The organism is Citrobacter sp. Cpo040, assembly GCF_030332915.1.
Taxonomy (GTDB): Bacteria; Pseudomonadota; Gammaproteobacteria; order Enterobacterales; family Enterobacteriaceae; genus Citrobacter; species Citrobacter portucalensis.
Map to the genome: position 1 here is coordinate 293,411 of NZ_JAOWGX010000033.1, position 25,004 is coordinate 318,414.

Consider the following 25,004-nt stretch of genomic DNA (forward strand, 5'->3'; position numbering starts at 1 on the left):
CTGTAGTAAACGTGGTAAAAATGACCGGAATTAACCTGCCATTTGTTTTTCGCGGATTTCTGCCAGCGTTTTACAGTCGATGCACAGATCGGCTGTAGGACGTGCTTCCAGACGGCGAATACCAATTTCTACGCCGCATGATTCGCAGTAGCCGAAATCTTCGTCTTCTACTTTCTTCAGCGTCTTCTCGATCTTTTTGATCAGTTTGCGCTCACGGTCACGGTTACGCAGCTCAAGGCTGAATTCTTCTTCCTGTGCGGCGCGGTCCACCGGATCAGGGAAGTTAGCCGCTTCGTCTTGCATATGAGTTACGGTGCGATCGACTTCATCCCTAAGTTGATTGCGCCATGCCTCAAGAATACGCCTGAAGTGCGACAGCTGGGCTTCGTTCATATACTCTTCGCCCGGTTTCTCCTGGTACGGCTCCACCCCAGCGATGGCGAGAATACTCAGGGACGATGTTTTACGGTTTTGCCCTTCTTGCATGTTGCTTCTCCTTAACACGCACTATCGATCCCCATGTTCGGGGGAAAAATCAGGTCGCTATAAATAGCAGATGCTTTTCCGGATAGCAATTATCTAAACGTAACACTTGACAACCCTGTGAGGAAAAGCGTATTTGCCCACGCGCCCAGAATACTAATTGACCAGATATTTACACCATTACAAGGTAATGGGCAACGGCTCTTTAAGAGTCATACCGTGGGCAGAAAGTTCCGCTTTATAAACCAGAATTTCAACCCCCTTAAGCTGTGCTTCAACTAATAATTGCGCATATTTTGCATCGATATGGCGCGCGGGTGAAAACCGTGTAATGGCTGAATGTAGCACGGCGAAAAATATCACTGCCCGCTTGCCTTCAGCCGCTACGCTCATCAATTCCCGAAGATGCTTCTGACCTCGTTCAGTGATGGCATCGGGAAAATAACCCTGCTCTTTTTCCGCCAACGTGATTGATTTCACTTCAATATAGCAGTCAGGTCGGGAATCTGCCTGTAACAAAAAGTCGATGCGGCTCCCTTCGGCGCCGTATTTTACTTCACTTTTCAAAGTGCTGTAGCCTGAAACTTCTGAAATTAACGCCTGCTGAATCGCCTCTTTCGTTAATCTGTTGGCCCACAGCGTGTTAACACAAATAAATTCACCGGATTGAGTTTGCGTTAATTCCCAGGTATGTGGATATTTGCGTTTAGTATTTTCTGATGTCGAATACCAAACGGTGTCACCTGGCATTGCGCATCCGGTCATCGCACCGGTATTTGGGCAGTGTAACGTTAACTCTGTGCCATCTGGTGTGATCACATCCGCTAAAAAGCGCTTATAGCGCTGGATGAGCGTTGCTGGTTGTAAAGGTGGAGAAAATTGCATAAACAGTCCCTTTGATTATTCAGTCAGCGTCCAGCGTTGCAACTGCGTGTAACGCGTGCGTCCTCGCGCTAATGAGGAGGAATAAAGCGCAAATTCCGTGACTGGAAACGACCAGCCAAAGCCCGGTGGCGGGATTGGCACCGCGTGGCCGGCATCGCGCAGCAGCGTGATATGTGGATGAAACGGCTGCGGGCTTTGGTAGCAACCGCTGCGTGCGGCCTGTGCCCGCAGCATATTCGCCAGTTGCAGCAACCCGCGCGGCGGCTGACGCATTCCCAGCCACACAACCCGGGATCGCAACCATTGCCCGGCATCATCGAGTTTGAGCGTAAAACCCGGCTGGCGAATACGCCCCGCGAGCTGCGACAGCGCCTGTTGCTTCTCAGCGCTGACGTCGCCTAAAAAGGCCAGCGTCAGATGCAGATTATCAGCCGCGACGGGGCGACCCGCTTCAGGGGGGAACTGCGCGGCCCGCCAGTGGATTAGCTGCTCCCGAACCCCGGCTGGCAATTCAATCGCAAAGAACAGCCTTTTTGGCTCAGACATGATGGATACTCGGTTATGAATTAACGCGATGCTACAATGCAGCGCGAAGAATGTTAACCCTCTGGAGCCATTTGTGACGTCGTTGCCCGTTGCCGCCGTAGTGCCTGAACTGCTTACCGCCCTTGATGCCTCGCCGCAGGTTCTGCTGACGGCGCCGACCGGTGCCGGGAAATCGACCTGGCTGCCGTTGCGACTTCTTGAGCATCGCGGTATCACGGGGCGGATTATTTTGCTGGAGCCGCGCCGCCTGGCAGCGCGTAATGTGGCGCAGCGATTAGCGGAATTGCTGAACGAAAAGCCGGGTGAAACCGTGGGTTATCGCATGCGCGCGCAAAGTTGCGTAGGGCCGCAGACCCGGCTGGAAGTGGTAACAGAGGGCGTCCTGACGCGGATGATCCAACGCGATCCTGAACTGACAGGCGTCGGGCTGGTGATCCTCGACGAATTTCACGAACGGAGTTTACAGGCTGATCTGGCGCTGGCGCTATTGCTGGATGTGCAGCAAGGGCTGCGGGACGATCTGAAACTGTTGATTATGTCCGCCACTCTGGATAACGGGCGTTTGCAGCAGATGTTGCCCGATGCGCCGACGATCGTTTCTGAAGGCCGCGCATTTCCCGTTGAGCGGCGGTATCAGCCGTTGGCGGCGCATTTGCGTTTTGATGAAGCGGTAGCGATAGCGACGGCGGAGCTATTGCGCCATGAAGGTGGGTCACTGCTGCTGTTTTTACCGGGTGTGGGCGAAATCCTGCGTGTACAGGAGCAGCTGGCTACGCGTGTAGGCAGCGATGTTGTGCTGTGTCCACTGTACGGCGCGTTAACGCTTTCCGAGCAGCGTCAGGCGATTGTGCCCGCGCCGCAAGGCAAACGCAAAGTGGTGCTGGCCACCAATATTGCTGAAACCAGCTTAACGATCGAAGGCATCCGACTGGTGGTGGACTGCGCCCAGGAACGCGTGGCGCGCTATGACGTGCGTACCGGTCTGACGCGACTGATTACCCAGCGCATCAGCCAGGCTTCGATGACTCAGCGCGCGGGACGTGCGGGTCGTCTGGAGCCCGGTATTTGCGTGCATCTGCTTGCCAAAGAGCAGGCAGAAAGAGCGACAGCGCAGGGGGAAGCGGAGATATTGCAGAGCGATCTGTCCGGGCTACTGATGGAATTGCTGCAATGGGGATGTACCGAACCTGAACAACTGAACTGGCTGGATACGCCGCCCGCCATCAATCTGCAGGCGGCAAAACGGCTGTTGCAGATGCTGGGCGCGCTTGAGGGCGACAGGCTCAGTGCTCGCGGACAGAAAATGGCGGCATTGGGTAACGATCCTCGTTTAGCGGCGATGCTGGTCGGTGCCAAAAATAATACCGAAGCGGCTACGGCGGCAAAACTGGCTGCGATTCTGGAAGAGCCGCCGCGCGGCGGAAGTACCGATCTGACCGTGGCGTTTTCACGAAATCAGCCCGCCTGGCAGCAGCGCAGTCAACAGTTGCTGAAACGGCTTAACGTTAGCAGCGGACAGCCCGACAGCACGTTGCTCCCCTCATTGCTGGCGCGGGCGTTTACCGATCGGATCGCGCGTCGACGCGGGCAGGAAGGGCGCTATCAACTGGCGAATGGCATGGGCGCAATGCTGGATGCTGATGACGCTTCAGGACGCTATGAATGGCTGATAGCGCCATTTTTGTTGCAGGGTAGCGCTGCGCCAGACGCGCGTATTTTGCTGGCTCTGCCGCTGGATATTGAGGCGCTGATGCAGGCATGTCCTGAGCTGCTGCAACAGTCCGACACCATCGAATGGGATGAGACTCAGGGAACGTTAAAGGCATTGCGTCGGTCGCGCATTGGTCAGCTCACGGTAAAAGTACAGCCATTGGCCAAACCCTCGGAAGAGGAGTTGCATCAGGCGATGTTGAATGGCATTCGCGATAAAGGGCTAAGTGTGCTCAACTGGACGTCGGAAGCCGAGCAGTTTCGACTGCGTCTGCAATGTGCGGCAAACTGGTTGCCAGAGTATGACTGGCCCGCGGTAGATGAGGATTCTCTGCTGGTGTCGCTGGAGACCTGGCTGCTGCCGCACATGAGCGGTGTGCACTCGTTACGCGCATTAAAAGCACTCAATGTGGGACAGGCGTTGCGCGGTTTACTGGACTGGTCAATGTTGCAACGTCTGGATAGTGAGCTGCCTGCGCATTACACTGTGCCGACGGGAAGCCGGATTGCCATTCGCTATCATGAGGATAATCCTCCAGTATTGGCGGTTCGGATGCAGGAAATGTTTGGTGAAGCAAAGACCCCAACCATTGCCCAGGGGCGCGTGCCGCTGGTGCTGGAGTTGCTGTCGCCGGCCCAAAGACCGCTACAGGTGACGAGCGACCTGAGCGCGTTCTGGCAGGGATCGTACCGTGAGGTGCAAAAAGAGATGAAAGGGCGTTATCCCAAACATGTCTGGCCGGACGATCCGGCGAATACCGCGCCAACGCGGCGTACCAAAAAGTATTCGTAATGTAACTGTAGGCCGGATAAGGCGTTATGCCGCATCCGGCGAAAGAGCGGTAATAATTGAGAGATTTCTTCTTCTGTCGCAGGACGGAAGAACAGAGAATCGGGCCCTTGCGCCTGAATGTTGCGGAGAAAAAGCATGGCGGGGAATGACCGCGAGCCAATTGGACGTAAAGGGAAACCCTCGCGTCCGGTGAAACAAAAGGTGAGCCGTCGTCAACTCAGAGATGAAGAGTATGACGACGATTATGATGATGATGACTATGAGGATGAAGAACCGATGCCGCGTAAGGGTAAAGGCAAAGGGCGTAAGCCTCGTGGTAAGCGCGGCTGGTTCTGGCTGCTGGTAAAACTGTCGATTGTCTTTTTGGTGCTGATCGCCATTTACGGCGTTTATCTGGACCAAAAAATTCGTAGCCGTATTGATGGCAAAGTCTGGCAGCTTCCTGCGGCAGTTTATGGCCGTATGGTTAACCTTGAGCCAGAAATGCCTATCGGCAAGAACGAGATGGTGAAGCTGCTGGAGGCCACGCAGTACCGTCAGGTGACGAAGATGACGCGTCCGGGCGAATTTACCGTGCAGGCGAAGAGCATCGAGATGATTCGTCGTCCGTTTGACTTCCCGGACAGCAAAGAAGGGCAGGTGCGTGCGCGTCTGACCTTTGACGGCGATCATCTGGACACCATCGAGAATATGGATAACAACCGCCAGTTCGGTTTTTTCCGTCTTGATCCGCGTCTGATCACCATGCTCTCTTCACCTAACGGTGAGCAGCGCCTGTTTGTTCCGCGTAGCGGCTTCCCGGATCTGCTGGTGGATACGCTGCTGGCGACCGAAGACCGTCACTTCTATGAACATGACGGTATCAGCCTCTATTCCATTGGTCGTGCGGTGCTGGCGAACCTGACGGCGGGTCGTACGGTACAGGGGGCCAGTACGCTGACTCAGCAGCTGGTGAAAAACCTGTTCCTGTCCAGCGAACGTTCCTACTGGCGTAAGGCCAACGAAGCCTATATGGCGCTGATCATGGATGCGCGTTACAGCAAAGACCGCATTCTTGAGCTGTACATGAACGAAGTCTATCTCGGCCAAAGCGGTGATAACGAGATTCGCGGCTTCCCGCTGGCGAGCCTCTATTATTTCGGTCGTCCGGTAGAAGAGCTGAGCCTCGACCAGCAGGCGCTGCTGGTGGGGATGGTTAAAGGGGCGTCGATCTATAACCCGTGGCGTAACCCGAAGCTGGCGCTTGAGCGTCGTAACCTGGTTCTGCGTCTTCTGCAGCAGCAGCAGATTATCGACCAGGATCTGTATGACATGCTGAGCGCGCGTCCGCTAGGCGTACAGCCGCGTGGTGGGGTGATCTCCCCGCAGCCTGCCTTTATGCAGATGGTGCGTCAGGAGCTCCAGGCGAAGCTGGGCGATAAAGTTAAAGATCTCTCCGGCGTGAAGATTTTCACCACCTTTGATTCCGTGGCGCAGGACGCCGCAGAAAAAGCGGCGGTGGAAGGCATTCCGGTATTGAAGAAACAGCGTAAGCTGAGCGATCTGGAAACCGCGATTGTGGTCGTTGACCGCTTTAGTGGTGAAGTTCGCGCCATGGTCGGCGGAGCAGAACCGCAGTTTGCGGGCTATAACCGTGCGATGCAGGCGCGTCGTTCGATTGGTTCTCTGGCCAAGCCTGCAACCTATCTGACCGCGCTCAGCCAGCCGAAGTTGTACCGCCTGAATACCTGGATTGCCGATGCGCCGATTGCGCTGCGTCAGCCGAACGGCCAGGTGTGGTCACCGCAGAACGATGACCGTCGCTATAGCGAAAGCGGCAAAGTAATGCTGGTGGATGCGTTAACGCGTTCAATGAACGTGCCAACGGTAAATCTGGGGATGGCGCTGGGCCTGCCTGCTGTAACCGATACCTGGTTGAAGCTGGGTGCGCCGAAAGATCAGCTTAACCCGGTTCCGGCCATGCTGCTGGGTGCGTTAAACCTGACGCCAATCGAAGTGGCGCAGGCGTTCCAGACTATCGCCAGCGGTGGGAACCGCGCGCCGCTGTCGGCGCTGCGTTCGGTGATTGCCGAAGATGGTACCGTGCTGTACCAGAGCTTCCCACAGGCCGAGCGTGCTGTTCCGGCGCAGGCGGCGTATATGACGCTGTGGACTATGCAGCAGGTGGTTCAGCGTGGTACGGGTCGCCAGCTTGGCGCGAAGTATCCGGGTCTGCATCTGGCAGGGAAAACCGGGACCACCAACAACAACGTGGATACCTGGTTTGCCGGGATCGACGGCAGCCAGGTGACCATCACCTGGGTGGGCCGCGATAACAACCAGCCAACCAAGCTGTACGGTGCCAGCGGCGCGATGTCGATTTATCAGCGTTATCTGGCCAACCAGACGCCAACACCGCTGGTGCTGACGCCACCGGAGGATGTGGTGGATATGGGCGTAGACTACGACGGTAACTTCGTTTGTAGCGGGGGTATGCGCACGCTTCCGGTATGGACCACCGATCCGGATTCACTGTGTCAACAAGGTGAGATGTTGCAGCAGTCGGGTAATCCGTTCGATCAATCTTCTCAGCAGCCGCAGCAACAGCAGCCTCAACAGCAGCAACCGCCGCAGCAGGAGAAGAAGGACGGCGATGGCGTAGCCGGTTGGATTAAAGAGATGTTTGGCGGTAACTAATGCCTGCCTCAAAACCCGCTTCGGCGGGTTTTTCATTTTTTGCGCTATATGGTTTTAGTTTGCCTTGCCTGACGGCGCTGCGCTTATCAAGCCTACGGAATTAAGGTAGCCATCCGGTACGTTATCCGTTAAAACATTTCAGCCTAATTTATTAACCCTTTCTTTTCATCTGGTTATTTCTTAACCCCTCAGTTTTAGTAGGGACGCGTATTGCTTGCTATCTCGCCAGAGTTTCGAATATTATGCTGCCGTTATAATAATAATTCTCGTTTACGTTATCATTCACTTTCATCAGAGAAATACCAATGGCGCGTCTTAAAACTGCTCAGCCAAGTTCATCACTGCGTAAAATCGCAGTAGTGGTAGCCACAGCGGTTAGCGGCATGTCTGTCTATGCACAGGCGGCGGTTGACCCGAAAGAAGAAACCATCACCGTAACTGCTGCACCTGCTCCGCAGGAAAGCGCATGGGGGCCTGCGGCAACCATCGCTGCACGACAGTCTGCTACGGCGACCAAAACCGACACTCCGATTCAAAAAGTTCCTCAGTCTATTTCAGTGGTCACCGCCGAAGAGATGGCGTTGCATCAACCAAAATCGGTCAAAGAGGCGCTCAGCTACACCCCGGGCGTTGCCGTGGGTACACGTGGCGCGTCCAATACCTATGACTACCTGATTATTCGCGGATTTGCCGCCGACGGCCAAAGTCAGAATAACTATCTGAATGGCCTGAAGATGCAGGGCAACTTCTACAATGATGCGGTCATCGACCCTTATATGCTGGAGCGCGCCGAAGTGATGCGCGGTCCGGTTTCCGTTCTGTACGGAAAGAGCAACCCGGGTGGGTTGTTGAATATGGTCAGCAAGCGCCCGACAACGGAGCCGCTGAAAGAAGTTCAGTTCAAAATGGGTACTGACAGCCTGTTCCAGACCGGTTTTGACTTCAGCGATGCGCTGGATGACGATGGTGTGTACTCAATTACCGCCTGACCGGCCTGGCGCGTTCCGCGAATGCGCAGCAGCAGGGCGCAGAAGAACAGCGTTATGCTATCGCGCCATCTTTCACATGGCGTCCGGATGATAAGACGAATTTCACCTTCCTCTCCTACTTCCAGAACGAGCCGGAAACCGGTTATTACGGCTGGTTGCCGAAAGAGGGGACCGTGTCTAAGCTGCCAAATGGTTCACGTCTGCCGACCGATTTCAACGAAGGTGCGGACAACAATACCTACTCTCGTAACGAGAAGATGGTGGGCTACAGCTTCGACCACGAATTTAACGACACCTTTACCGTACGTCAGAACCTGCGTTATGCGCAAAACAAAGTGTCGCAGAAAAGCGTGTACGGCTACGGCATGTGCTCCGATCCGCTGTATACCAAAGATCCGGCTAACAGTCCTTGCGCCAGTATCCCTCAGTCAGATTGGGATCACACGCTGACTCGTCAGTACGTTGACGACAATGAAAAATTGCAGAATTTCTCTGTTGATACCCAGTTGCAGAGCACATTCGCCACCGGTTCCCTGGATCACACATTGCTGACCGGCGTTGACTATATGCGTATGCGTAACGATATCAACTCCTGGTTCGGTTGGGCTGGTTCGGTAGCGCCGTCTGATATCTATAATCTTGACCGTAGCGATTTTGACTTTGGCTCGCACCCTGGACCTGGCGCAGCTTATCGCGTTCTGAATAAACAGGAACAAACGGGCCTGTACGCTCAGGATCAGATGCAGTGGGATAAGGTGCTGGTCACTCTGGGCGGCCGTTACGACTGGGCTAAACAGGACTCTCTGAACCGCGTTTCTGGTGTGCTGGACTCCCGTGATGACCGACAGTTCACCTGGCGTGGCGGTGTTAACTACCTGTTCGACAACGGTGTGACCCCGTATTTCAGCTACAGCGAATCGTTTGAACCAAATTCTCAGGTTGGGGAAAGCGGCAATATCTTTGCGCCATCTAAAGGTAAGCAGTACGAAGCGGGCGTGAAGTACGTGCCGAGCGACCGTCCGATTGTATTAACCGGTGCCGTTTACCAGTTGACTAAAACCAACAACCTGATGGCCGATCCGAATGGATCGATCTGGTCAGTTGAAGGCGGTGAAATTCGTTCACGCGGTGTTGAAATCGAAGCGAAAGCGGCACTGTCTGCCAGCGTTAACGTGGTCGGTTCTTATACCTACACCGATGCGGAATACACCACCGACACCAACTACAAAGGCAATACGCCTGCTCAGGTGCCAAAACATATGGCATCACTGTGGGGGGATTACACCCTCTATGATGGCGCGCTTTCCGGGCTGACGTTGGGTACGGGGGTTCGTTATACTAGTTCCAGCTATGGCGATCCGGCAAACTCCTTCAAAGTGGGAAGCTACACGCTGGTAGATGCGTTAGTACGTTACGATCTGGCGCGTGTTGGTATGGCTGGCTCCAACGTGGCGCTGCATGTGAACAACCTGTTTGACCGTGAATACGTCGCCAGCTGCTTCAATACTTATGGCTGCTTCTGGGGCGCAGAACGTCAGGTCGTTGCAACTGCAACCTTCCGTTTCTAATTTCTCTTTGGGCACGCTTTGCGTGCCCGTTTTACAAGTTGGCTGCTATGCAGGAAAACAGATCCCATCCCGACACCACTTTTGCGTTGCGTAATGTCTCCTTTCGTGTGCCTGGCCGCACGCTTTTGCATCCTCTCTCATTAACTTTTCCTGTAGGGAAAGTGACGGGTCTTATCGGCCACAACGGTTCCGGTAAATCGACATTATTGAAAATGCTGGGACGTCATCAGCCGCCGTCAGAAGGTGAAATCCTGCTCGACGAACAGCCGCTGGAGAGCTGGAGTAGTAAAGCGTTTGCCCGCAAGGTCGCCTATCTGCCGCAACAGCTGCCGCAGGCAGAAGGGATGACCGTACGCGAACTGGTGGCGATTGGTCGTTATCCGTGGCACGGGGCGCTGGGGCGTTTTGGCGTTGCCGACAGAGAGAAAGTAGAAGAAGCCATTTCGCTGGTAGGTTTAAAGCCGCTGGCGCACCGTCTGGTCGATAGCCTGTCCGGTGGGGAACGCCAACGCGCGTGGATTGCCATGCTGGTGGCACAGGACAGCCGTTGTCTGCTGCTTGATGAACCAACTTCCGCGCTGGATATCGCCCATCAGGTTGACGTGCTGGCGCTGGTGCACCGCTTAAGCCAGCAGCGTGGGCTGACGGTGGTAGCGGTGCTGCATGATATCAATATGGCGGCCCGTTACTGCGATTACCTCGTTGCGCTGCGCGGCGGTGAGATGATTTCTCAAGGAACGCCTGCTGAACTGATGCGCAGTGAAACTCTGGAACAAATTTACGGTATCCCGATGGGCATTTTGCCGCATCCGGCCGGTGCCGCACCCGTGAGTTTTGTCTATTAATGATCGGATTACCTCATATTACCCGTCGGCGGCTGCTTACGGCGATGGCGCTGTCGCCTCTGTTGTGGCGGATGAATACGGCGCACGCCGGGGCGGTTGATCCCCAGCGCATTGTAGCGCTGGAATGGCTGCCGGTAGAGCTGCTGCTGGCGCTGGGTATTACGCCGTACGGCATCGCAGATATCCCTAACTACAAGCTGTGGGTCAGTGAGCCTCCTCTGCCGGACTCGGTAATTGACGTCGGGCTACGTACGGAACCCAATCTCGAACTGCTGACCGAAATGAAGCCCTCATTTCTGCTCTGGTCGGCAGGCTATGGTCCTTCCCCTGAAAAGCTGGCGCGGATTGCACCAGGCCGGGGATTTAATTTCAGCGATGGCAAAAAGCCGCTGGCCGTTGCGCGACAGTCGCTGCAGGAAATGGCGCAATTGTTCAATCTGCAAGCCTCTGCTGAACGCCATTTGACTGAGTACGATCGTTTTATCGCCAGCCTGAAACCGCGCTTTATGCAACGCGGCGCGCGTCCCGTGCTCCTGACATCCTTGCTTGATTCGCGACATATGCTGGTGTTTGGCTCAAACAGCCTGTTCCAGGACGTACTGGACGAATATGGGATCCCTAACGCCTGGCAGGGAGAAACAAACTTCTGGGGCAGTACTGCCGTGAGTATTGACCGTCTGGCTGCTTATAAGGATGTCGATGTGCTGTGCTTTGATCACGGCAACGATAAAGAGATGGCTGCGCTGATGTCTACGCCATTATGGCAGGCGATGCCGTTTGTCCGTGGCGGACGTTTTCAACGTGTGCCTGCCGTTTGGTTCTATGGCGCAACGTTATCGGCCATGCATTTTGCCCGTATTCTGGATAATGCGTTGGGAGGCAAAGCGTGAGCAGGAAACTTGAAATGCCGGATGGCGGCGCGAAAAGCGCCTTATCGGACCTACGGTTTGGGCGCTTTGTCGGCCGGATAAGGCGAAGCCGCCATCCGGCGTTGCTGTTGTTGGTGCTGTTTGTTGCTGCCTGCTGGCTGACATGGGTTAACTTCTCCGTTGCGCTACCGCGCAGTCAGTGGCAACAGGCTATCTGGTCACCGGATATCGACATCATTGAGCAGATGGTTTTTCACTATAGCCTGCTGCCGAGGCTGGCTATATCGCTACTGGTCGGCGCCGGGCTGGGTCTGGTCGGCGTGTTGTTTCAGCAGGTGTTGCGTAACCCGCTGGCGGAGCCAACCACGCTGGGCGTTGCGACCGGTGCGCAGTTGGGCATTACGGTCACCACGCTGTGGGCTATTCCTGGTGCGCTGACCACGCAATTTGCGGCGCTGGCGGGAGCATGTGTCGTTGGGGCGCTGGTGTTTGGCGTTGCCTGGGGCAAGCGCCTTTCTCCGGTGACGTTAATCCTTGCCGGGTTGGTGGTCAGCCTGTACTGCGGGGCGATTAACCAGTTGATGGTTATCTTCCATCACGATCAGCTGCAAAGCATGTTTTTATGGAGCAGCGGCACGTTAACGCAAACCGACTGGAGCGGCGTACAGCGTCTGTGGCCGCAGCTGTTGGGCGGTGTGATGCTGACTCTGTTGTTGTTACGCCCAATGACACTGATGGGACTGGATGACGGCGTGGCGCGTAACCTCGGTCTGGCGCTGTCGCTGGCACGTCTGGCGGCGTTATCGCTGGCCATTGTCATCAGCGCCTTACTGGTTAACGCGGTTGGGATTATCGGCTTTATTGGCCTGTTTGCACCGCTGCTGGCGAAAATGCTCGGTGCGCGTCGTTTGCTGGCACGTCTGGTGCTTGCCCCGCTGATTGGTGCGTTGATCCTCTGGCTCTCCGACCAAATCATTCTGTGGCTGACCCGCGTATGGATGGAAGTCTCCACCGGTTCAGTGACCGCGTTGATTGGCGCACCGTTGCTACTGTGGTTGTTGCCGCGCTTGAGGAGTATGAGCGCCCCGGATATGAACGCCAGTAATCGCATCGCCGCTGAGCGTCAGAATGTGCTGATGTTTGCGCTGGCAGGTGGCGTAATCTTGCTGCTAACCCTCGTGGTGGCGCTGTCGTTTGGCCGCGACGCACATGGCTGGACATGGGCCAGCGGCGCGATGCTGGATGAGCTGATGCCCTGGCGCTGGCCTCGCATTCTGGCGGCCCTGATTGCCGGGGTGATGCTGGCGGTAGCGGGCTGTATTATTCAACGTCTGACGGGCAACCCGATGGCCAGCCCGGAAGTGCTGGGCATTAGCTCCGGTGCGGCATTTGGCGTGGTGCTCATGCTGTTTTTGGTCCCCGGAAATGCTTTTGGTTGGCTGCTGCCCGCCGGAAGCCTCGGGGCCGCGGGCACTCTGCTTATCATTATGATTGCCGCCGGGCGCGGTGGTTTTTCACCGCACCGTATGCTGTTGGCCGGTATGGCGCTCAGTACGGCCTTTACTATGCTGCTGATGATGCTGCAGGCCAGCGGCGATCCGCGCATGGCGGGCGTGTTGACCTGGATTTCCGGTTCAACCTATAACGCGAGCGGAGAGCAAGTACTGCGTACCGGGATTGTGATGGTGATTCTGCTGGCGATGACGCCTCTGTGCCGCCGTTGGCTAACAATTTTACCGCTCGGCGGCGATACGGCGCGGGCTGTAGGTATGGCTATCACGCCATCACGCGTGGGGTTACTGCTGCTGGCGGCAGGACTGACGGCGACAGCCACCATGACTATTGGACCGTTGAGCTTTGTCGGGCTGATGGCTCCGCATATTGCCCGTATGATGGGTTTTCGTCGGGCGATGCCGCATATGCTGATTTCGGCGCTGGCGGGTGGCGTGTTGCTGGTCTTTGCTGACTGGTGCGGCAGGATGGTGCTGTTTCCGTATCAGATCCCGGCGGGATTATTGTCGACGTTTATTGGTGCGCCGTACTTTATCTATCTGCTGAGAAAGCAGAGCCGCTGAGGCTGACCCCTTTCATGTAGGCCGGATAAGACGCTTTGCGTCGACATCCGGCAATAAAAAAGCCGGGTGGCGGCTTCGCCTTACCCGGCCTACATTTCTGCACGTTCTCTTTTTTACAACTTCGCAAACACCCGGCGCGCGGCGTCGATGGTGTTATTGATATCGTCTTCACTGTGCGCCACGGACATAAAGCCCGCTTCGAAAGCAGACGGCGCCAGATAAATTCCTTCATCCAGCATCATGTGGAAGAAGCGCTTGAAGCGTTCGACGTCGCATGCCATCACATCCTGATAGCAGGTTACGGTTTCTGCATCGGTGAAGAAAATCCCGAACATCCCGCCCACATGGTTAACCACCAGCGGAATATTCGCTTCTTCGGCAGCTTCCAACAGACCTTCCGCCAGACGCGTTGTCAGTTCGTTCAGCGTTTCATGAATACCCGGTTGGGCCACTTCGGTCAGACAAGCAAAGCCCGCCGCCATTGCGATCGGGTTACCGGACAGCGTACCCGCCTGGTAAACCGGACCGGTCGGCGCCAGCGCGTCCATCACATCACGACGGCCACCGAATGCGCCAACGGGCATCCCGCCACCGATGATTTTACCCAGGCAGGTCAGGTCCGGAACAACGCCGTAATAATCCTGCGCACCGGCCAGTGCCACGCGGAAACCGGTCATCACTTCATCGATAATCAACAGCGCGCCAAACTCATCGCACAATGCACGCAGGCCTGGCAGGAATTCTGGCAGCGGCGGGATGCAGTTCATGTTGCCGGCGACCGGCTCAACGATGATACAGGCGATCTCCTGCGGGTACTGTTCAAACGCTGCACGCACTGAAGAGAGATCGTTATAGGTGCAGGTCAGGGTGTGTTTCGCGAAATCAGCTGGAACGCCAGGGGAGTTCGGCTGGCCCAGCGTTAACGCGCCGGAACCGGCTTTGACCAGCAGGCAGTCAGCATGGCCGTGGTAGCAGCCTTCAAATTTGATGATTTTATCACGACCGGTGAAACCGCGCGCCAGACGGATTGCGCTCATTGTCGCTTCCGTACCGGAGTTCACCATGCGCACCATGTCCATGGTCGGCACTAATTCGGTGACCAGCTCCGCCATTTTCACTTCCATCTCGGTCGGTGCACCGAAGCTTAAACCGCGTTCCGCAGCTTCAATCACCGCATTACGGATTGCCGGGTGGTTGTGACCCAGTACCATCGGTCCCCAGGAACCGACGTAATCGACATAGGCTTTACCATCGACATCGTACAGATACGCGCCGTCCGCTTTTTCGATAAACAGCGGAGTACCACCCACGCCAGTAAAGGCGCGAACGGGGGAGTTAACGCCGCCTGGGATAAGTTCGCGTGCTGCGCTGTAGAGATTTTCAGACTTACTCATGGATGGGGTCCTGGTTCGTAGAAAAAGTAAATGCCCGCTATTCTAGTTATTCAGAGAAGGTTATGAAAGTTTTACGCATTTGAAACAATGCGATTTGCAGGGGATTTTCGCGAAATGTGCGAGTAGAATGCCGATTCCGTATTTGTATTACCAATTAATGATCATCTGATGAAGACAGACACTCCCTCTTTTGAAGCACAGCAAATTGTGCGTTTACGCCGCAGGGATCAAATTCGTCGTCTCCTGGAACGAGACAAAACGCCGTTGGCGATCCTGTTGATGGCTGCAGTAGTGGGTACTGTGACAGGGCTTGTTGGCGTGGCATTTGAGAAAGCGGTGACCTGGGTGCAGAATCAGCGCATTGGCGCGCTGGCTCAGGTTGCGGACCATGACATTCTGCTGTGGCCGCTGGCGTTTATTCTCTCGGCGTTGCTGGCGATGGTCGGCTATTTCCTGGTGCGTAAATTTGCGCCGGAAGCCGGTGGTTCGGGGATCCCAGAGATTGAAGGTGCGCTGGAAGAGCTGCGACCTGTGCGCTGGTGGCGTGTCCTGCCGGTGAAATTTATCGGCGGCATGGGTACGCTGGGAGCCGGCATGGTGCTCGGGCGAGAAGGGCCGACCGTGCAGATTGGCGGCAACATTGGACGCATGGTGCTGGATATTTTCCGTATGCGCAGCGCCGAAGCGCGGCATACCCTGCTGGCTACCGGTGCCGCAGCGGGCTTGTCGGCGGCGTTTAACGCTCCGCTGGCGGGGATCCTGTTCATTATTGAAGAGATGCGTCCACAGTTTCGCTATAACCTCGTGTCGATCAAAGCCGTGTTTACCGGCGTTATTATGTCGAGCATCGTGTTTCGTATTTTCAACGGTGAAGCCCCGATAATTGAAGTCGGGAAACTCTCTAATGCGCCGGTGAATACGCTGTGGCTGTATCTGGTGCTCGGACTTATTTTTGGCTGTGTCGGACCGTTGTTCAACACTATGGTGTTGCGTACCCAGGATATGTTCCAGCGCTTTCACGGCGGTGAAATTAAAAAATGGGTGCTGATGGGCGGCGCGATCGGTGGTCTGTGCGGGATCCTCGGATTAATTCAACCGGAAGCGGCAGGCGGTGGTTTTAACCTGATCCCGATTGCCGCAGCAGGCAATTTTAGCGTCGGTCTGTTGCTGTTTATATTTATCACCCGGGTGATCACCACGCTGCTGTGCTTCTCATCCGGTGCGCCCGGTGGGATCTTTGCCCCGATGCTGGCGTTGGGCACGTTGCTTGGCACCGCGTTCGGTATGGCCGCAGCGGCCTCTTTTCCGCAGTATCACCTGGAGGCCGGAACCTTTGCCATTGCCGGAATGGGGGCTTTGTTGGCGGCTTCGGTACGTGCGCCGCTCACGGGTATTGTACTGGTGCTGGAGATGACCGATAACTATCAGCTCATTTTGCCAATGATTATTACCTGTCTTGGCGCAACACTATTAGCCCAATTTATGGGCGGAAAGCCGCTATACTCGACTATCCTTGCCCGTACGCTGGCAAAACAGGAAGCGGAGCAGGCGGCGAAAAGCCAGGGGACTGCCGCTGGCGAGAATACTTGAACGAAATACCAGGGTATTAGATAATGGCCCAAAGTATTGGGTTGAAATTTACCCAATTGCCGATGTCGTTTGGAGCAAAATATGAGTGATGACGTAGCGCTGCCACTGCAATTTACTGAAGCAGCAGCCAATAAAGTTAAAAGCCTGATCGCTGACGAAGATAACCCGAATCTGAAATTACGCGTGTATATCACTGGCGGTGGTTGCAGCGGTTTCCAGTACGGTTTCACCTTTGATGATCAGGTCAATGAAGGTGATATGACCATCGAGAAACAAGGTGTTGGTCTGGTCGTTGATCCGATGAGTCTGCAATATCTGGTGGGCGGCGCGGTTGACTATACCGAAGGTCTGGAAGGTTCCCGCTTCGTTGTGACTAACCCGAATGCGAAAAGCACCTGCGGGTGTGGTTCTTCTTTCAGCATCTGATTGCTGTCTGTAATACTGATGGTCTGATGTTGTAGGCCCGGTAAGCGTAGCGCCACCGGGCAATGTGCCGGATGGCGGCGTAAACGCCTTATCCGGCCTACATGTTCTGTATCGTCATATCAACGCCCGTTATCATCCAGCGCAAACGTCGGCAATTTCAGATGCCAGCGAATGGCGGCAAGCCGAATCAGCAGCGTGACAATCATCCCCATCATACTGGCGTTTTCCAGTGAAACATCAAAGGTATAAAACGCTGTCGCATGCACGATCCCGCCGATAATACAGGCTGTGGCGTAGATCTCGGTGCGCAAAATCATCGGGACTTCACGAGCTAACACATCGCGAATGATCCCACCACCTACGCCGGTAATCACCCCCATACAAATCGCCACCAGCGGCCCTGTTCCTGCGAGAAATGCCTTGTTGACCCCAATACCCACGAACACCGCCAGACCAACGGCATCCAGCACCGGAAGGATCCATTTCGGTATGCGTCTTGGTTGACGTACCAACAGGATCGTCAGCATGCTGGTGATCATCGCCACCACCAGATCGGTCGGATCCTTAACCCAAAAAACCGGTCCATTATCCAGCGCCATATCGCGGATCGTGCCACCACCAACGGCGGTAACCACGCCGAGTACCAGGACGCCAAACGGATCCATACGTAATTTTCCGGCCAGTAATACGCCAGAGATTGCAAATACTGCGGTGCCGACAATATCAAGCCAATAGACGAGCATTTTTAAATCCTCACAACAGACCTGGTGGGGGCAGGCGCTAATTTATCTGTGAAAGCGCATTACAGAGTTGTTTTGCGGCGAGGATAATACGCGGGCTCGCGCGTTCGAACCAGTCACTATTAAGTGTAATAATGGGTATTTTAAGCTGGTTTCCCCAGTATTGCTCAATTTTCAGAGTTTCGCCCGGACCGCCTGTGGCAACAATAGCCTGGGGGGCTCGTGCCAGGACCTGCTCACGGCTAACCTGCGGCCAGGGAACCCGACTACCGGCAAAGATGTTTTCTCCGCCGCATACCTCAAGAACTTCGTGCTGAATAGAACCTTTTCCACTGGTAAACAGAGGATTGGCACCAAACTGGAGAAACACGCGTTTTTTCGGTTTGTTGGCATACTGAGATTTAAGTAAAGCATAGTCATCAAGCATGGTTTGCGCCGCCTGTTTAGCTTGTTCAGGCTTGGGGCTCCATGCCGCTAATTGGCGTAGCGCATCGGCAACCTGCTCAATGGTAACGGCGTCCACCCAGATGACCTTAATACCCAGAGAGGTTAGTTGATTCACCTGCCGCTCAGCATTTCCCCCGCGCCAGGCGACAACCAAATCAGGTTTCAGCGCCACAATACGTTCAAGATTCATCCCTTGCCAGGTTGAGACTTCCTCAATATTTTTGGCTTCTGGCGGGTAGTTTGAATAGCTGCTGACGCCAACAGGGGTAATGCCAGCGGCAAAAGCGAGTTCAGTATTGGCAGGAGAAAGCGTCACAACACGCGGTGCGGCGTAAAGGAACGCCGGGAGAGTGAAAAGCAGGGCGACCAGCGCCCTGGAGAGTAATTTAGCCATGCGCCAGTTTCTGTACCAGCGTTTCGACCATCAGGCTTGACTGCTTCGCGGCAACCACCAGGAATTCGTCAAAGCTGAGATGGGACTGCTGATCGGCAACGTCAGAGATAGCGCGAACCACGACAAATGGCACGTTAAAGTTGTGGCAAACGTGCGCAATTGCGGTCGCTTCCATCTCAACGGCAATCGCCTGCGGGAAGTTATGCTTAATTTTAGCCAGCCCCACGGAACCATTAATGAAGGCGTCGCCGCTGACGATAAGTCCGCGAACGGCGTTCAGATTGAGTTCGGCGATGCAAGACTCTGCGGCAGCAATCAACGTAGGATCGGCTTTAAAACCAGCCGGGCAGCCCGGTAGCTGACCAAATTCATAACCAAAGGCAGTGACGTCGGCGTCGTGATAGCGCGCTTCGTCAGAAACTACGATATCCCCGACTTTCAGCGTAGAGGCCAGGCCACCCGCAGAACCGGTATTAATGATGGCGTCCGGCTTGCAGCGTTCAAGCAGCAGCGTAGCGCCCAGTGCCGCAGCCACTTTACCGATACCCGATTTCAGCAGCGCAACCTCTGTACCGTTCAGTTGGCCGGTGTAAATTTCACAACCGCCGAGCGCGATGGTCTGACGGTTTTCGATTTTGTCACGCAGCAGCGTAACTTCTTCTTCCATTGCACCAATGATGCCGATTTTCATAGATTTACTCGCGATAAGCCAGATTTGAGGGCATAGTCTATCATGCGCTTAAGGGGTAGCGCATTTCTCAGGCGGGAGAGGACATGGCACAGATCGATTTCCGAAAAAAAATAAACTGGCATCGTCGTTACCGTTCGCCGCAGGGCGTGAAGACTGAGCATGAGATCCTGCGTATTTTCGAAAGCGATCGCGGACGTATTATCAATTCACCGGCAATTCGCCGACTGCAACAAAAGACCCAGGTCTTTCCGCTGGAACGTAATGCGGCGGTGCGCACGCGTTTAACGCACTCAATGGAAGTTCAGCAGGTTGGCCGCTATATCGCGAAAGAGATCCTCAGCCGACTAAAAGAGCAAAAGTTGCTGGAGCAGTATGGCCTGGATGAACTGACGGGACCGTTTGAAAGTATTGTCGAAATGTCCTGCCTGATGCATGACATTGGCAATCCGCCGTTTGGCCATTTTGGGGAAGCGGCGATTAATGACTGGTTCCGCCAGCGGCTGTATCCCGCAGACGCAGAAAGTCAGCCCCTAAGTGATGACCGCTGCCAGGTGGCGGCATTACGGTTGCGTGAAGGCGAGGAGTCGCTGAATGATATTCGCCGTAAGGTACGCCAGGACCTGTGCCATTTTGAAGGCAATGCGCAGGGTATTCGCCTTGTGCATACGTTGATGCGTATGAACCTTACCTGGGCGCAGGTTGGCGGTATTTTAAAATATACCCGTCCAGCGTGGTGGCGCGGCAGTGCACCCGAAACACACAATTATTTAATGAAGAAGCCAGGTTATTACCTTTCTGAAGAACCGTATATTGAGCGGTTGCGTAAAGAATTATCATTAGCGCCTTACAGTCGCTTTCCATTAACCTGGATTATGGAAGCTGCCGATGATATCTCTTATTGCGTAGCGGATCTGGAAGATGCCGTTGAGAAAAGAATCTTTAGCGTCGAGCAGCTTTATCACCATCTGCATGAGGCGTGGGGGCAACATGAAAAAGGTTCCCTGTTTATCCAGGTTGTTGAGAACGCCTGGGAAAAATCACGTTCAAATACATTAAGCCGGAGTACCGAAGATCAGTTCTTTATGTATTTACGCGTCAATACGCTGAATAAACTGGTGCCGTATGCGGCCCAGCGGTTTATTGATAATTTGCCGCAGATTTATGAAGGCAGCTTTAATCATGCGCTGCTAGAAGATGCCAGTAGCTTCAGCCAGCTACTGGGCGTTTATAAAAATGTGGCAGTAAAACATGTGTTTAGCCATCCGGATGTTGAACAACTGGAATTACAGGGCTATCGGGTGATCAGCGGGTTGCTGGAGATCTATCAGCCGTTATTAAAAATGTCTCAGTCAGATTTTTCTGAACTGGTCGACAATGAAAGAGTAAAACGTTTTCCTATCGAGTCCCGTTTATTTCAGAAGTTGTCTACCCGCCATCGTCTTGCGTATGTTGAGGCGGTTAGTAAAATATCGACGGGGTGCACCGAGTATTCGGTTCTGGAATATTATTATCGCTGCCGGTTGATCCAGGATTATATCAGCGGGATGACGGATTTGTATGCCTGGGATGAATATCGTCGCTTGATGGCCGTAGAACAATAAATACTCATTTGTAAAGACGGCCAATAAAATTTTACTTTTTCCTTAAACTTAATTCTGGAACTTAGCGCTATAAAACGACTCTGACGTATACAGCAATTTTGCGTTACCTGTTAATCGAGAACGAAACACATGAAAAAAACCACATTAGCAATGAGTGCACTGGCTCTGAGTTTAGGTTTGGCGTTGTCCCCCCTGTCTGCTACAGCGGCTGAGACGTCGTCTTCAGCAATGACCGCCCAACAGATGCCAAGCCTGGCCCCGATGCTCGAAAAAGTGATGCCATCGGTGGTAAGTATTAACGTTGAGGGGAGCACGACGGTAAATACGCCGCGCATGCCGCGTAATTTCCAGCAGTTCTTCGGTGATAATTCACCGTTCTGCCAGGACGGTTCTCCGTTCCAGAGTTCGCCGTTCTGCCAGGGCGGCGCACCGGGCGCTGACAATGGCGGCGGCCAGCAGCAGAAATTTATGGCACTCGGTTCCGGCGTAATTATTGATGCCGCGAAAGGGTATGTCGTGACCAATAACCACGTGGTAGATAACGCCACGGTGATTAAAGTTCAGTTGAGCGATGGTCGTAAATTTGACGCGAAGATCGTGGGTAAAGATCCGCGCTCCGATATCGCGCTGATCCAAATTCAGGATCCGAAAAACCTGACGGCGATTAAGCTGGCAGATTCCGATGCGCTGCGCGTGGGTGATTACACCGTGGCAATTGGTAACCCGTTTGGCCTCGGTGAAACGGTGACTTCCGGTATCGTTTCTGCACTGGGCCGTAGCGGCCTGAATGCGGAAAACTACGAGAACTTTATCCAGACGGATGCTGCGATCAACCGGGGTAACTCCGGTGGTGCGCTGGTCAACCTGAACGGTGAGCTGATCGGTATTAACACCGCGATCCTCGCGCCGGACGGCGGTAACATCGGTATCGGTTTCGCGATCCCAAGCAACATGGTGAAAAACCTGACTTCACAGATGGTTGAGTTCGGCCAGGTTAAACGCGGCGAACTGGGCATTATGGGTACCGAACTGAGCTCTGAGCTGGCGAAAGCGATGAAAGTTGACGCCCAGCGTGGCGCATTCGTCAGCCAGGTGATGCCGAACTCTTCTGCAGCGAAAGCGGGGATTAAAGCTGGGGATGTGATTACCTCCCTGAACGGCAAACCTATTAGCAGCTTCGCCGCCCTGCGTGCGCAGGTCGGTACGATGCCGGTTGGCAGCAAAATCACCCTGGGTCTGCTGCGTGACGGTAAGCCGGTCACAGTGAACCTGGAATTGCAGCAGAGCAGCCAGACTCAGGTTGACTCCAGCTCTATCTTTAAAGGCATTGAAGGTGCCGATATGAGCAATAAAGGACAGGACAAAGGTGTCGTGGTAAGCGACGTGAAACCGAATTCTCCGGCTGCACAGATTGGCCTGAAGAAAGGGGATGTGATTATCGGTGCGAACCAGCAGCCGGTGAAAAACATCGCTGAACTGCGCAAAATCCTCGACAGCAAACCAGCCGTACTGGCGCTGAACATTCAGCGTGGTGACAGCTCCATCTATCTGTTGATGCAGTAATCTCCCTCAACCCCTTCCTGCACAGGAAGGGGTTTCTTTTTGTGATACTTCCCACAACTCCATACTTCTCCCTTCCGCTTTGTGCATTTGCACAATGTCGCCGCTTATTATCTTCCCTATGCTTGAGCTCTGCTCACAGGAGGGGTTTATGGCTGGCTGGCATCTTGATACCAAAATGGCGCAGGATATCGTGGCGCGCACCATGCGCATCATTGATACCAATATCAACGTAATGGATGCCCGTGGGCGGATAATCGGCAGCGGCGATCGCGAACGTATTGGTGAATTGCACGAAGGGGCGCTGCTGGTACTTTCGCAAGGTCGGGTGGTCGATATCGACGATGCGGTGGCCCGGCATTTACACGGTGTGCGTCAGGGGATAAACCTGCCGCTGCGTCTGGAAGGCGAAATCGTTGGCGTTATCGGTCTTACCGGCGAACCGGAGCATCTGCGCAAATACGGCGAGTTAGTGTGCATGACCGCCGAAATGATGCTGGAACAGTCGCGCTTGATGCATCTGTTAGCGCAGGATAGCCGTCTGCGTGAAGAGCTGGTGATGAACCTGATTCAGGCGGAAGAGAATACGCCAGCGCTGATGGAATGGGCCCAGCGCCTGGGCATTGATCTGAACCAGCCGCGCGTGGTGGCGGTAGTGGAGGTCGACAGCGGTCAGCTTGGTGTTGACAGCGCGATGGCTGAACTACAGCAATTACAGAATGCGTTGACCACGCCAGAGCGTAATAATCTGATTGCGATTGTTTCCCTGACTGAGATGGTGGTACTGAAACCCGCGCTCAATCAGTTTGGCCGCTGGGACGCTGAAGATCATCGCAAGCGCGTTGAGCAGCTTATTGCCCGCATGAAAGAGAACGGACAGCTGCGTTTTCGCGTGTCGCTGGGCAACTATTTTACCGGGCCTGGTAGCATTGCCCGTTCGTATCGTACGGCGCGCACCACCATGATGGTCGGTAAACAGCGGATGCCGGAAAGCCGTAGCTATTTCTATCAGGATTTGATGCTGCCAGTACTGCTGGACAGCCTGCGCGGCGGCTGGCAGGCCAATGAGCTGGCGCGTCCGTTGGTGAGGCTGAAAGCGATGGATAACAATGGGTTGCTGCGTCGGACATTGGCGGCATGGTTTCGTCATAACGTCCAGCCGCTGGCGACCTCAAAGGCACTGTTTATTCATCGTAATACGCTGGAATATCGCCTGAATCGTATTTCAGAACTGACCGGGCTGGATCTGGGGAATTTTGACGACAGACTGCTACTGTATGTGGCGTTACAGTTAGATGAGCAGCATTGATTAACTGCCTGATGGCGCTACGCTTATCAGGCAAAATGCCGGGTGGCGGCTTCGCCTTACCCGGCCTACGAATACATTCACGTGCGGTTATTTACGCGTTAGTTTTTCCAGATCGGCTTCAATTTCGCTGATCTTGTTGGTCACGACGCTTTCGAGATGACGTAAATCATCAAGGATCTTGCGTTTAAGATCGACTTCGCTGCGATCGCGCTGGCAGATCTGATCCAGTTCATCGATCACATAGCGCAGGTTGGGACTGATCTCCTGCACTTCTTTGTAACCCTGGCCGATGCCATCAGCAACCACCGTTTTGCGCTGACGGGGATATTTGAACTTCACGCTCTTGGCAAAAAACTCGCCTTTATCCTTTTGGAAATAGATTTTCAGGATATCGTTGTTGGCTTCTTGCCGCAGGCTGTAACGATCGATCTCTTCAGGATTAGTAATGCCCAGACTTTTCAGATTGTCATACATAGCGGTACCCTTAAGCTCACTATAACCATTGAATAATTAACGAAAAGCCTTGTTTATGCCACTCGCAGATGTAAAAAAAGCGGGCTAAGCCCGCTTTTTCAAATCGCTGTTAGTCGATAGTGCGCAACAGTTCGTTGATTCCCACTTTGCCACGCGTTTTGGCATCGACTTTCTTCACAATCACCGCGCAGTACAGGCTGTATTTGCCATCTTTCGACGGCAGATTGCCGGAGACGACCACGGAGCCAGCCGGAACGCGACCATAATGCACTTCGCCAGTTTCGCGATCGTAAATACGGGTGCTCTGACCGATGTACACGCCCATGGAGATAACAGAACCTTCTTCGACGATCACGCCTTCAACCACTTCAGAGCGTGCGCCGATGAAGCAGTTGTCTTCGATGATGGTCGGGTTAGCCTGCAACGGCTCCAGTACGCCGCCGATGCCAACGCCGCCGGACAGGTGTACGTTTTTACCGATTTGCGCACAGGAACCGACTGTTGCCCAGGTATCAACCATCGTACCTTCATCAACATAAGCGCCGATGTTTACGTAAGATGGCATCAGCACGGTGTTACGGGCGATAAACGCACCCTGACGCACGGCCGCAGGCGGAACCACGCGGAAACCTTCCTTCTGGAAGCGCGCTTCGTCGTAGTTGGCGAATTTCATCGGTACTTTATCGAAGTAACGGCTTTCCGCACCTTCGATGACCTGATTATCGTTAATACGGAAAGAGAGCAGGACCGCCTTTTTCAGCCACTGATGCGTGACCCACTGACCCTCAATCTTCTCTGCGACGCGCAGTGCACCGGAATCCAGTAAAGAAATAACCTGATTCACCGCTTCGCGGGTTACGGTATCTACATTTGCCGGAGTAATGTCGGCACGGCGCTCGAAAGCGGACTCAATAACGTTCTGTAACTGCTGCATTGTTA

20 protein-coding genes and 1 pseudogene are annotated in these 25,004 nt (G+C 54.3%); 12 read left to right on the forward strand and 9 right to left on the reverse strand.

Annotated features, from left to right (window positions below; all coding sequences use genetic code 11):
• Window positions 1–30: 30 nt before the first annotated feature.
• The 3 genes from dksA to thpR all read right to left on the reverse strand — a co-directional run bounded on the left by dksA (window position 31) and on the right by thpR (window position 1,914).
• A complete protein-coding gene (gene dksA / locus OGX86_RS04385; protein ID WP_003829221.1) occupies window positions 31–486 on the reverse strand; it encodes an RNA polymerase-binding protein DksA in 456 nt (151 codons plus the stop codon).
• 177 nt (window positions 487–663) lie between these two features.
• Window positions 664–1,368 carry a DNA/RNA nuclease SfsA gene (sfsA, locus tag OGX86_RS04390; protein ID WP_286639405.1) on the reverse strand — a complete coding sequence of 235 codons (705 nt, stop codon included), beginning with the start codon at window positions 1,366–1,368 and terminating at the stop codon, window positions 664–666.
• Between the two features lie 15 nt (window positions 1,369–1,383).
• Complete coding sequence (gene thpR / locus OGX86_RS04395; protein WP_286639407.1) at window positions 1,384–1,914, reverse strand: RNA 2',3'-cyclic phosphodiesterase; 531 nt, start codon at window positions 1,912–1,914, stop codon at window positions 1,384–1,386.
• 73 nt (window positions 1,915–1,987) lie between these two features.
• On the opposite strand from thpR, the gene hrpB reads away from it, so the two are divergent.
• From hrpB to fhuB, 6 genes and pseudogenes are all read left to right on the forward strand, one after another.
• Complete coding sequence (hrpB, locus tag OGX86_RS04400; RefSeq protein ID WP_286639409.1) at window positions 1,988–4,417, forward strand: ATP-dependent helicase HrpB; 2,430 nt, start codon at window positions 1,988–1,990, stop codon at window positions 4,415–4,417.
• A gap of 135 nt (window positions 4,418–4,552) precedes the next feature.
• Complete coding sequence (mrcB, locus tag OGX86_RS04405; protein ID WP_048214900.1) at window positions 4,553–7,093, forward strand: bifunctional glycosyl transferase/transpeptidase; 2,541 nt, start codon at window positions 4,553–4,555, stop codon at window positions 7,091–7,093.
• A 305-nt stretch (window positions 7,094–7,398) separates the two neighbouring features.
• A pseudogene (gene fhuA, locus OGX86_RS04410) lies at window positions 7,399–9,650 on the forward strand (ferrichrome porin FhuA).
• Window positions 9,651–9,697: 47 nt separating this feature from the next.
• A complete protein-coding gene (fhuC, locus tag OGX86_RS04415) occupies window positions 9,698–10,495 on the forward strand; it encodes a Fe3+-hydroxamate ABC transporter ATP-binding protein FhuC (protein WP_003829206.1) in 798 nt (265 codons plus the stop codon).
• Window positions 10,495–11,385 (forward strand): Fe(3+)-hydroxamate ABC transporter substrate-binding protein FhuD, encoded by an 891-nt coding sequence (gene fhuD / locus OGX86_RS04420; RefSeq protein ID WP_136391530.1) that lies wholly within the window; start codon window positions 10,495–10,497, stop codon window positions 11,383–11,385. The genes fhuC and fhuD overlap by 1 nt, the downstream gene beginning before the upstream one ends.
• Window positions 11,386–11,399: 14 nt before the next feature.
• On the forward strand, window positions 11,400–13,439 hold the full coding sequence (fhuB, locus tag OGX86_RS04425) for a Fe(3+)-hydroxamate ABC transporter permease FhuB (protein ID WP_212025793.1): 2,040 nt from the start codon (window positions 11,400–11,402) through the stop codon (window positions 13,437–13,439).
• Window positions 13,440–13,552: 113 nt separating this feature from the next.
• Here fhuB and hemL read toward each other — a convergent pair whose 3' ends face one another.
• Window positions 13,553–14,833 carry a glutamate-1-semialdehyde 2,1-aminomutase gene (hemL, locus tag OGX86_RS04430; protein WP_048227067.1) on the reverse strand — a complete coding sequence of 427 codons (1,281 nt, stop codon included), beginning with the start codon at window positions 14,831–14,833 and terminating at the stop codon, window positions 13,553–13,555.
• 168 nt (window positions 14,834–15,001) lie between these two features.
• Here hemL and clcA point away from each other — a divergent pair, with 168 nt between their 5' ends.
• The 3 genes from clcA to erpA are packed head-to-tail and all read left to right on the forward strand — an operon-like array spanning window position 15,002 to window position 16,849.
• Window positions 15,002–16,423 carry a H(+)/Cl(-) exchange transporter ClcA gene (clcA, locus tag OGX86_RS04435; RefSeq protein WP_048227066.1) on the forward strand — a complete coding sequence of 474 codons (1,422 nt, stop codon included), beginning with the start codon at window positions 15,002–15,004 and terminating at the stop codon, window positions 16,421–16,423.
• A gap of 23 nt (window positions 16,424–16,446) precedes the next feature.
• Window positions 16,447–16,512 carry a small protein YadW gene (gene yadW / locus OGX86_RS04440; protein ID WP_122984004.1) on the forward strand — a complete coding sequence of 22 codons (66 nt, stop codon included), beginning with the start codon at window positions 16,447–16,449 and terminating at the stop codon, window positions 16,510–16,512.
• On the forward strand, window positions 16,505–16,849 hold the full coding sequence (erpA, locus tag OGX86_RS04445; protein WP_008786260.1) for an iron-sulfur cluster insertion protein ErpA: 345 nt from the start codon (window positions 16,505–16,507) through the stop codon (window positions 16,847–16,849). Before yadW ends, erpA begins: the two co-directional genes overlap by 8 nt.
• A 119-nt stretch (window positions 16,850–16,968) precedes the next feature.
• Here erpA and OGX86_RS04450 read toward each other — a convergent pair whose 3' ends face one another.
• From OGX86_RS04450 to mtnN, 3 genes are read right to left on the reverse strand one after another with little or no spacing between them, the layout of a single operon-like run.
• Entirely contained in the window at window positions 16,969–17,592 is a 624-nt protein-coding gene (locus OGX86_RS04450; protein WP_003829199.1) for a TRIC cation channel family protein, read from the reverse strand.
• 37 nt (window positions 17,593–17,629) lie between these two features.
• Entirely contained in the window at window positions 17,630–18,430 is an 801-nt protein-coding gene (gene btuF / locus OGX86_RS04455) for a vitamin B12 ABC transporter substrate-binding protein BtuF (protein WP_003829197.1), read from the reverse strand.
• Complete coding sequence (gene mtnN / locus OGX86_RS04460; protein WP_048214894.1) at window positions 18,423–19,121, reverse strand: 5'-methylthioadenosine/S-adenosylhomocysteine nucleosidase; 699 nt, start codon at window positions 19,119–19,121, stop codon at window positions 18,423–18,425. Before mtnN ends, btuF begins: the two co-directional genes overlap by 8 nt.
• A gap of 83 nt (window positions 19,122–19,204) precedes the next feature.
• Between mtnN and dgt the strand changes: the two genes are divergently transcribed.
• The 3 genes from dgt to cdaR all read left to right on the forward strand — a co-directional run bounded on the left by dgt (window position 19,205) and on the right by cdaR (window position 23,591).
• Window positions 19,205–20,722 carry a dGTPase gene (gene dgt / locus OGX86_RS04465; RefSeq protein ID WP_128317459.1) on the forward strand — a complete coding sequence of 506 codons (1,518 nt, stop codon included), beginning with the start codon at window positions 19,205–19,207 and terminating at the stop codon, window positions 20,720–20,722.
• 129 nt (window positions 20,723–20,851) lie between these two features.
• Window positions 20,852–22,285 (forward strand): serine endoprotease DegP, encoded by a 1,434-nt coding sequence (degP, locus tag OGX86_RS04470; RefSeq protein WP_003829191.1) that lies wholly within the window; start codon window positions 20,852–20,854, stop codon window positions 22,283–22,285.
• A 148-nt stretch (window positions 22,286–22,433) separates the two neighbouring features.
• On the forward strand, window positions 22,434–23,591 hold the full coding sequence (gene cdaR / locus OGX86_RS04475; protein ID WP_003018564.1) for a DNA-binding transcriptional regulator CdaR: 1,158 nt from the start codon (window positions 22,434–22,436) through the stop codon (window positions 23,589–23,591).
• 87 nt (window positions 23,592–23,678) lie between these two features.
• Here the strand turns inward: cdaR and OGX86_RS04480 are convergent, their stop codons facing one another.
• Both OGX86_RS04480 and dapD read right to left on the reverse strand, forming a co-directional pair.
• Complete coding sequence (locus OGX86_RS04480) at window positions 23,679–24,065, reverse strand: DUF3461 family protein (protein WP_005132126.1); 387 nt, start codon at window positions 24,063–24,065, stop codon at window positions 23,679–23,681.
• 109 nt (window positions 24,066–24,174) lie between these two features.
• Window positions 24,175–24,999, reverse strand: coding sequence for a 2,3,4,5-tetrahydropyridine-2,6-dicarboxylate N-succinyltransferase (gene dapD, locus OGX86_RS04485; RefSeq protein ID WP_003829186.1), 825 nt, complete (start codon window positions 24,997–24,999; stop codon window positions 24,175–24,177).
• Window positions 25,000–25,004 lie beyond the last annotated feature (5 nt).

What these genes read in the sequence shown, in the direction of transcription:
- dksA (WP_003829221.1), bottom strand. Translation starts at nt 486, where the DNA reads ATGCAAGAAGGGCAAAACCGTAAAACATCGTCCCTGAGTATTCTCGCC.
- sfsA (WP_286639405.1), bottom strand. Translation starts at nt 1,368, where the DNA reads ATGCAATTTTCTCCACCTTTACAACCAGCAACGCTCATCCAGCGCTAT.
- thpR (WP_286639407.1), bottom strand. Translation starts at nt 1,914, where the DNA reads ATGTCTGAGCCAAAAAGGCTGTTCTTTGCGATTGAATTGCCAGCCGGG.
- mrcB (WP_048214900.1), top strand. Translation starts at nt 4,553, where the DNA reads ATGGCGGGGAATGACCGCGAGCCAATTGGACGTAAAGGGAAACCCTCG.
- fhuC (WP_003829206.1), top strand. Translation starts at nt 9,698, where the DNA reads ATGCAGGAAAACAGATCCCATCCCGACACCACTTTTGCGTTGCGTAAT.
- fhuD (WP_136391530.1), top strand. Translation starts at nt 10,495, where the DNA reads ATGATCGGATTACCTCATATTACCCGTCGGCGGCTGCTTACGGCGATG.
- fhuB (WP_212025793.1), top strand. Translation starts at nt 11,400, where the DNA reads ATGCCGGATGGCGGCGCGAAAAGCGCCTTATCGGACCTACGGTTTGGG.
- hemL (WP_048227067.1), bottom strand. Translation starts at nt 14,833, where the DNA reads ATGAGTAAGTCTGAAAATCTCTACAGCGCAGCACGCGAACTTATCCCA.
- clcA (WP_048227066.1), top strand. Translation starts at nt 15,002, where the DNA reads ATGAAGACAGACACTCCCTCTTTTGAAGCACAGCAAATTGTGCGTTTA.
- erpA (WP_008786260.1), top strand. Translation starts at nt 16,505, where the DNA reads ATGAGTGATGACGTAGCGCTGCCACTGCAATTTACTGAAGCAGCAGCC.
- OGX86_RS04450 (WP_003829199.1), bottom strand. Translation starts at nt 17,592, where the DNA reads ATGCTCGTCTATTGGCTTGATATTGTCGGCACCGCAGTATTTGCAATC.
- btuF (WP_003829197.1), bottom strand. Translation starts at nt 18,430, where the DNA reads ATGGCTAAATTACTCTCCAGGGCGCTGGTCGCCCTGCTTTTCACTCTC.
- mtnN (WP_048214894.1), bottom strand. Translation starts at nt 19,121, where the DNA reads ATGAAAATCGGCATCATTGGTGCAATGGAAGAAGAAGTTACGCTGCTG.
- dgt (WP_128317459.1), top strand. Translation starts at nt 19,205, where the DNA reads ATGGCACAGATCGATTTCCGAAAAAAAATAAACTGGCATCGTCGTTAC.
- degP (WP_003829191.1), top strand. Translation starts at nt 20,852, where the DNA reads ATGAAAAAAACCACATTAGCAATGAGTGCACTGGCTCTGAGTTTAGGT.
- cdaR (WP_003018564.1), top strand. Translation starts at nt 22,434, where the DNA reads ATGGCTGGCTGGCATCTTGATACCAAAATGGCGCAGGATATCGTGGCG.
- OGX86_RS04480 (WP_005132126.1), bottom strand. Translation starts at nt 24,065, where the DNA reads ATGTATGACAATCTGAAAAGTCTGGGCATTACTAATCCTGAAGAGATC.
- dapD (WP_003829186.1), bottom strand. Translation starts at nt 24,999, where the DNA reads ATGCAGCAGTTACAGAACGTTATTGAGTCCGCTTTCGAGCGCCGTGCC.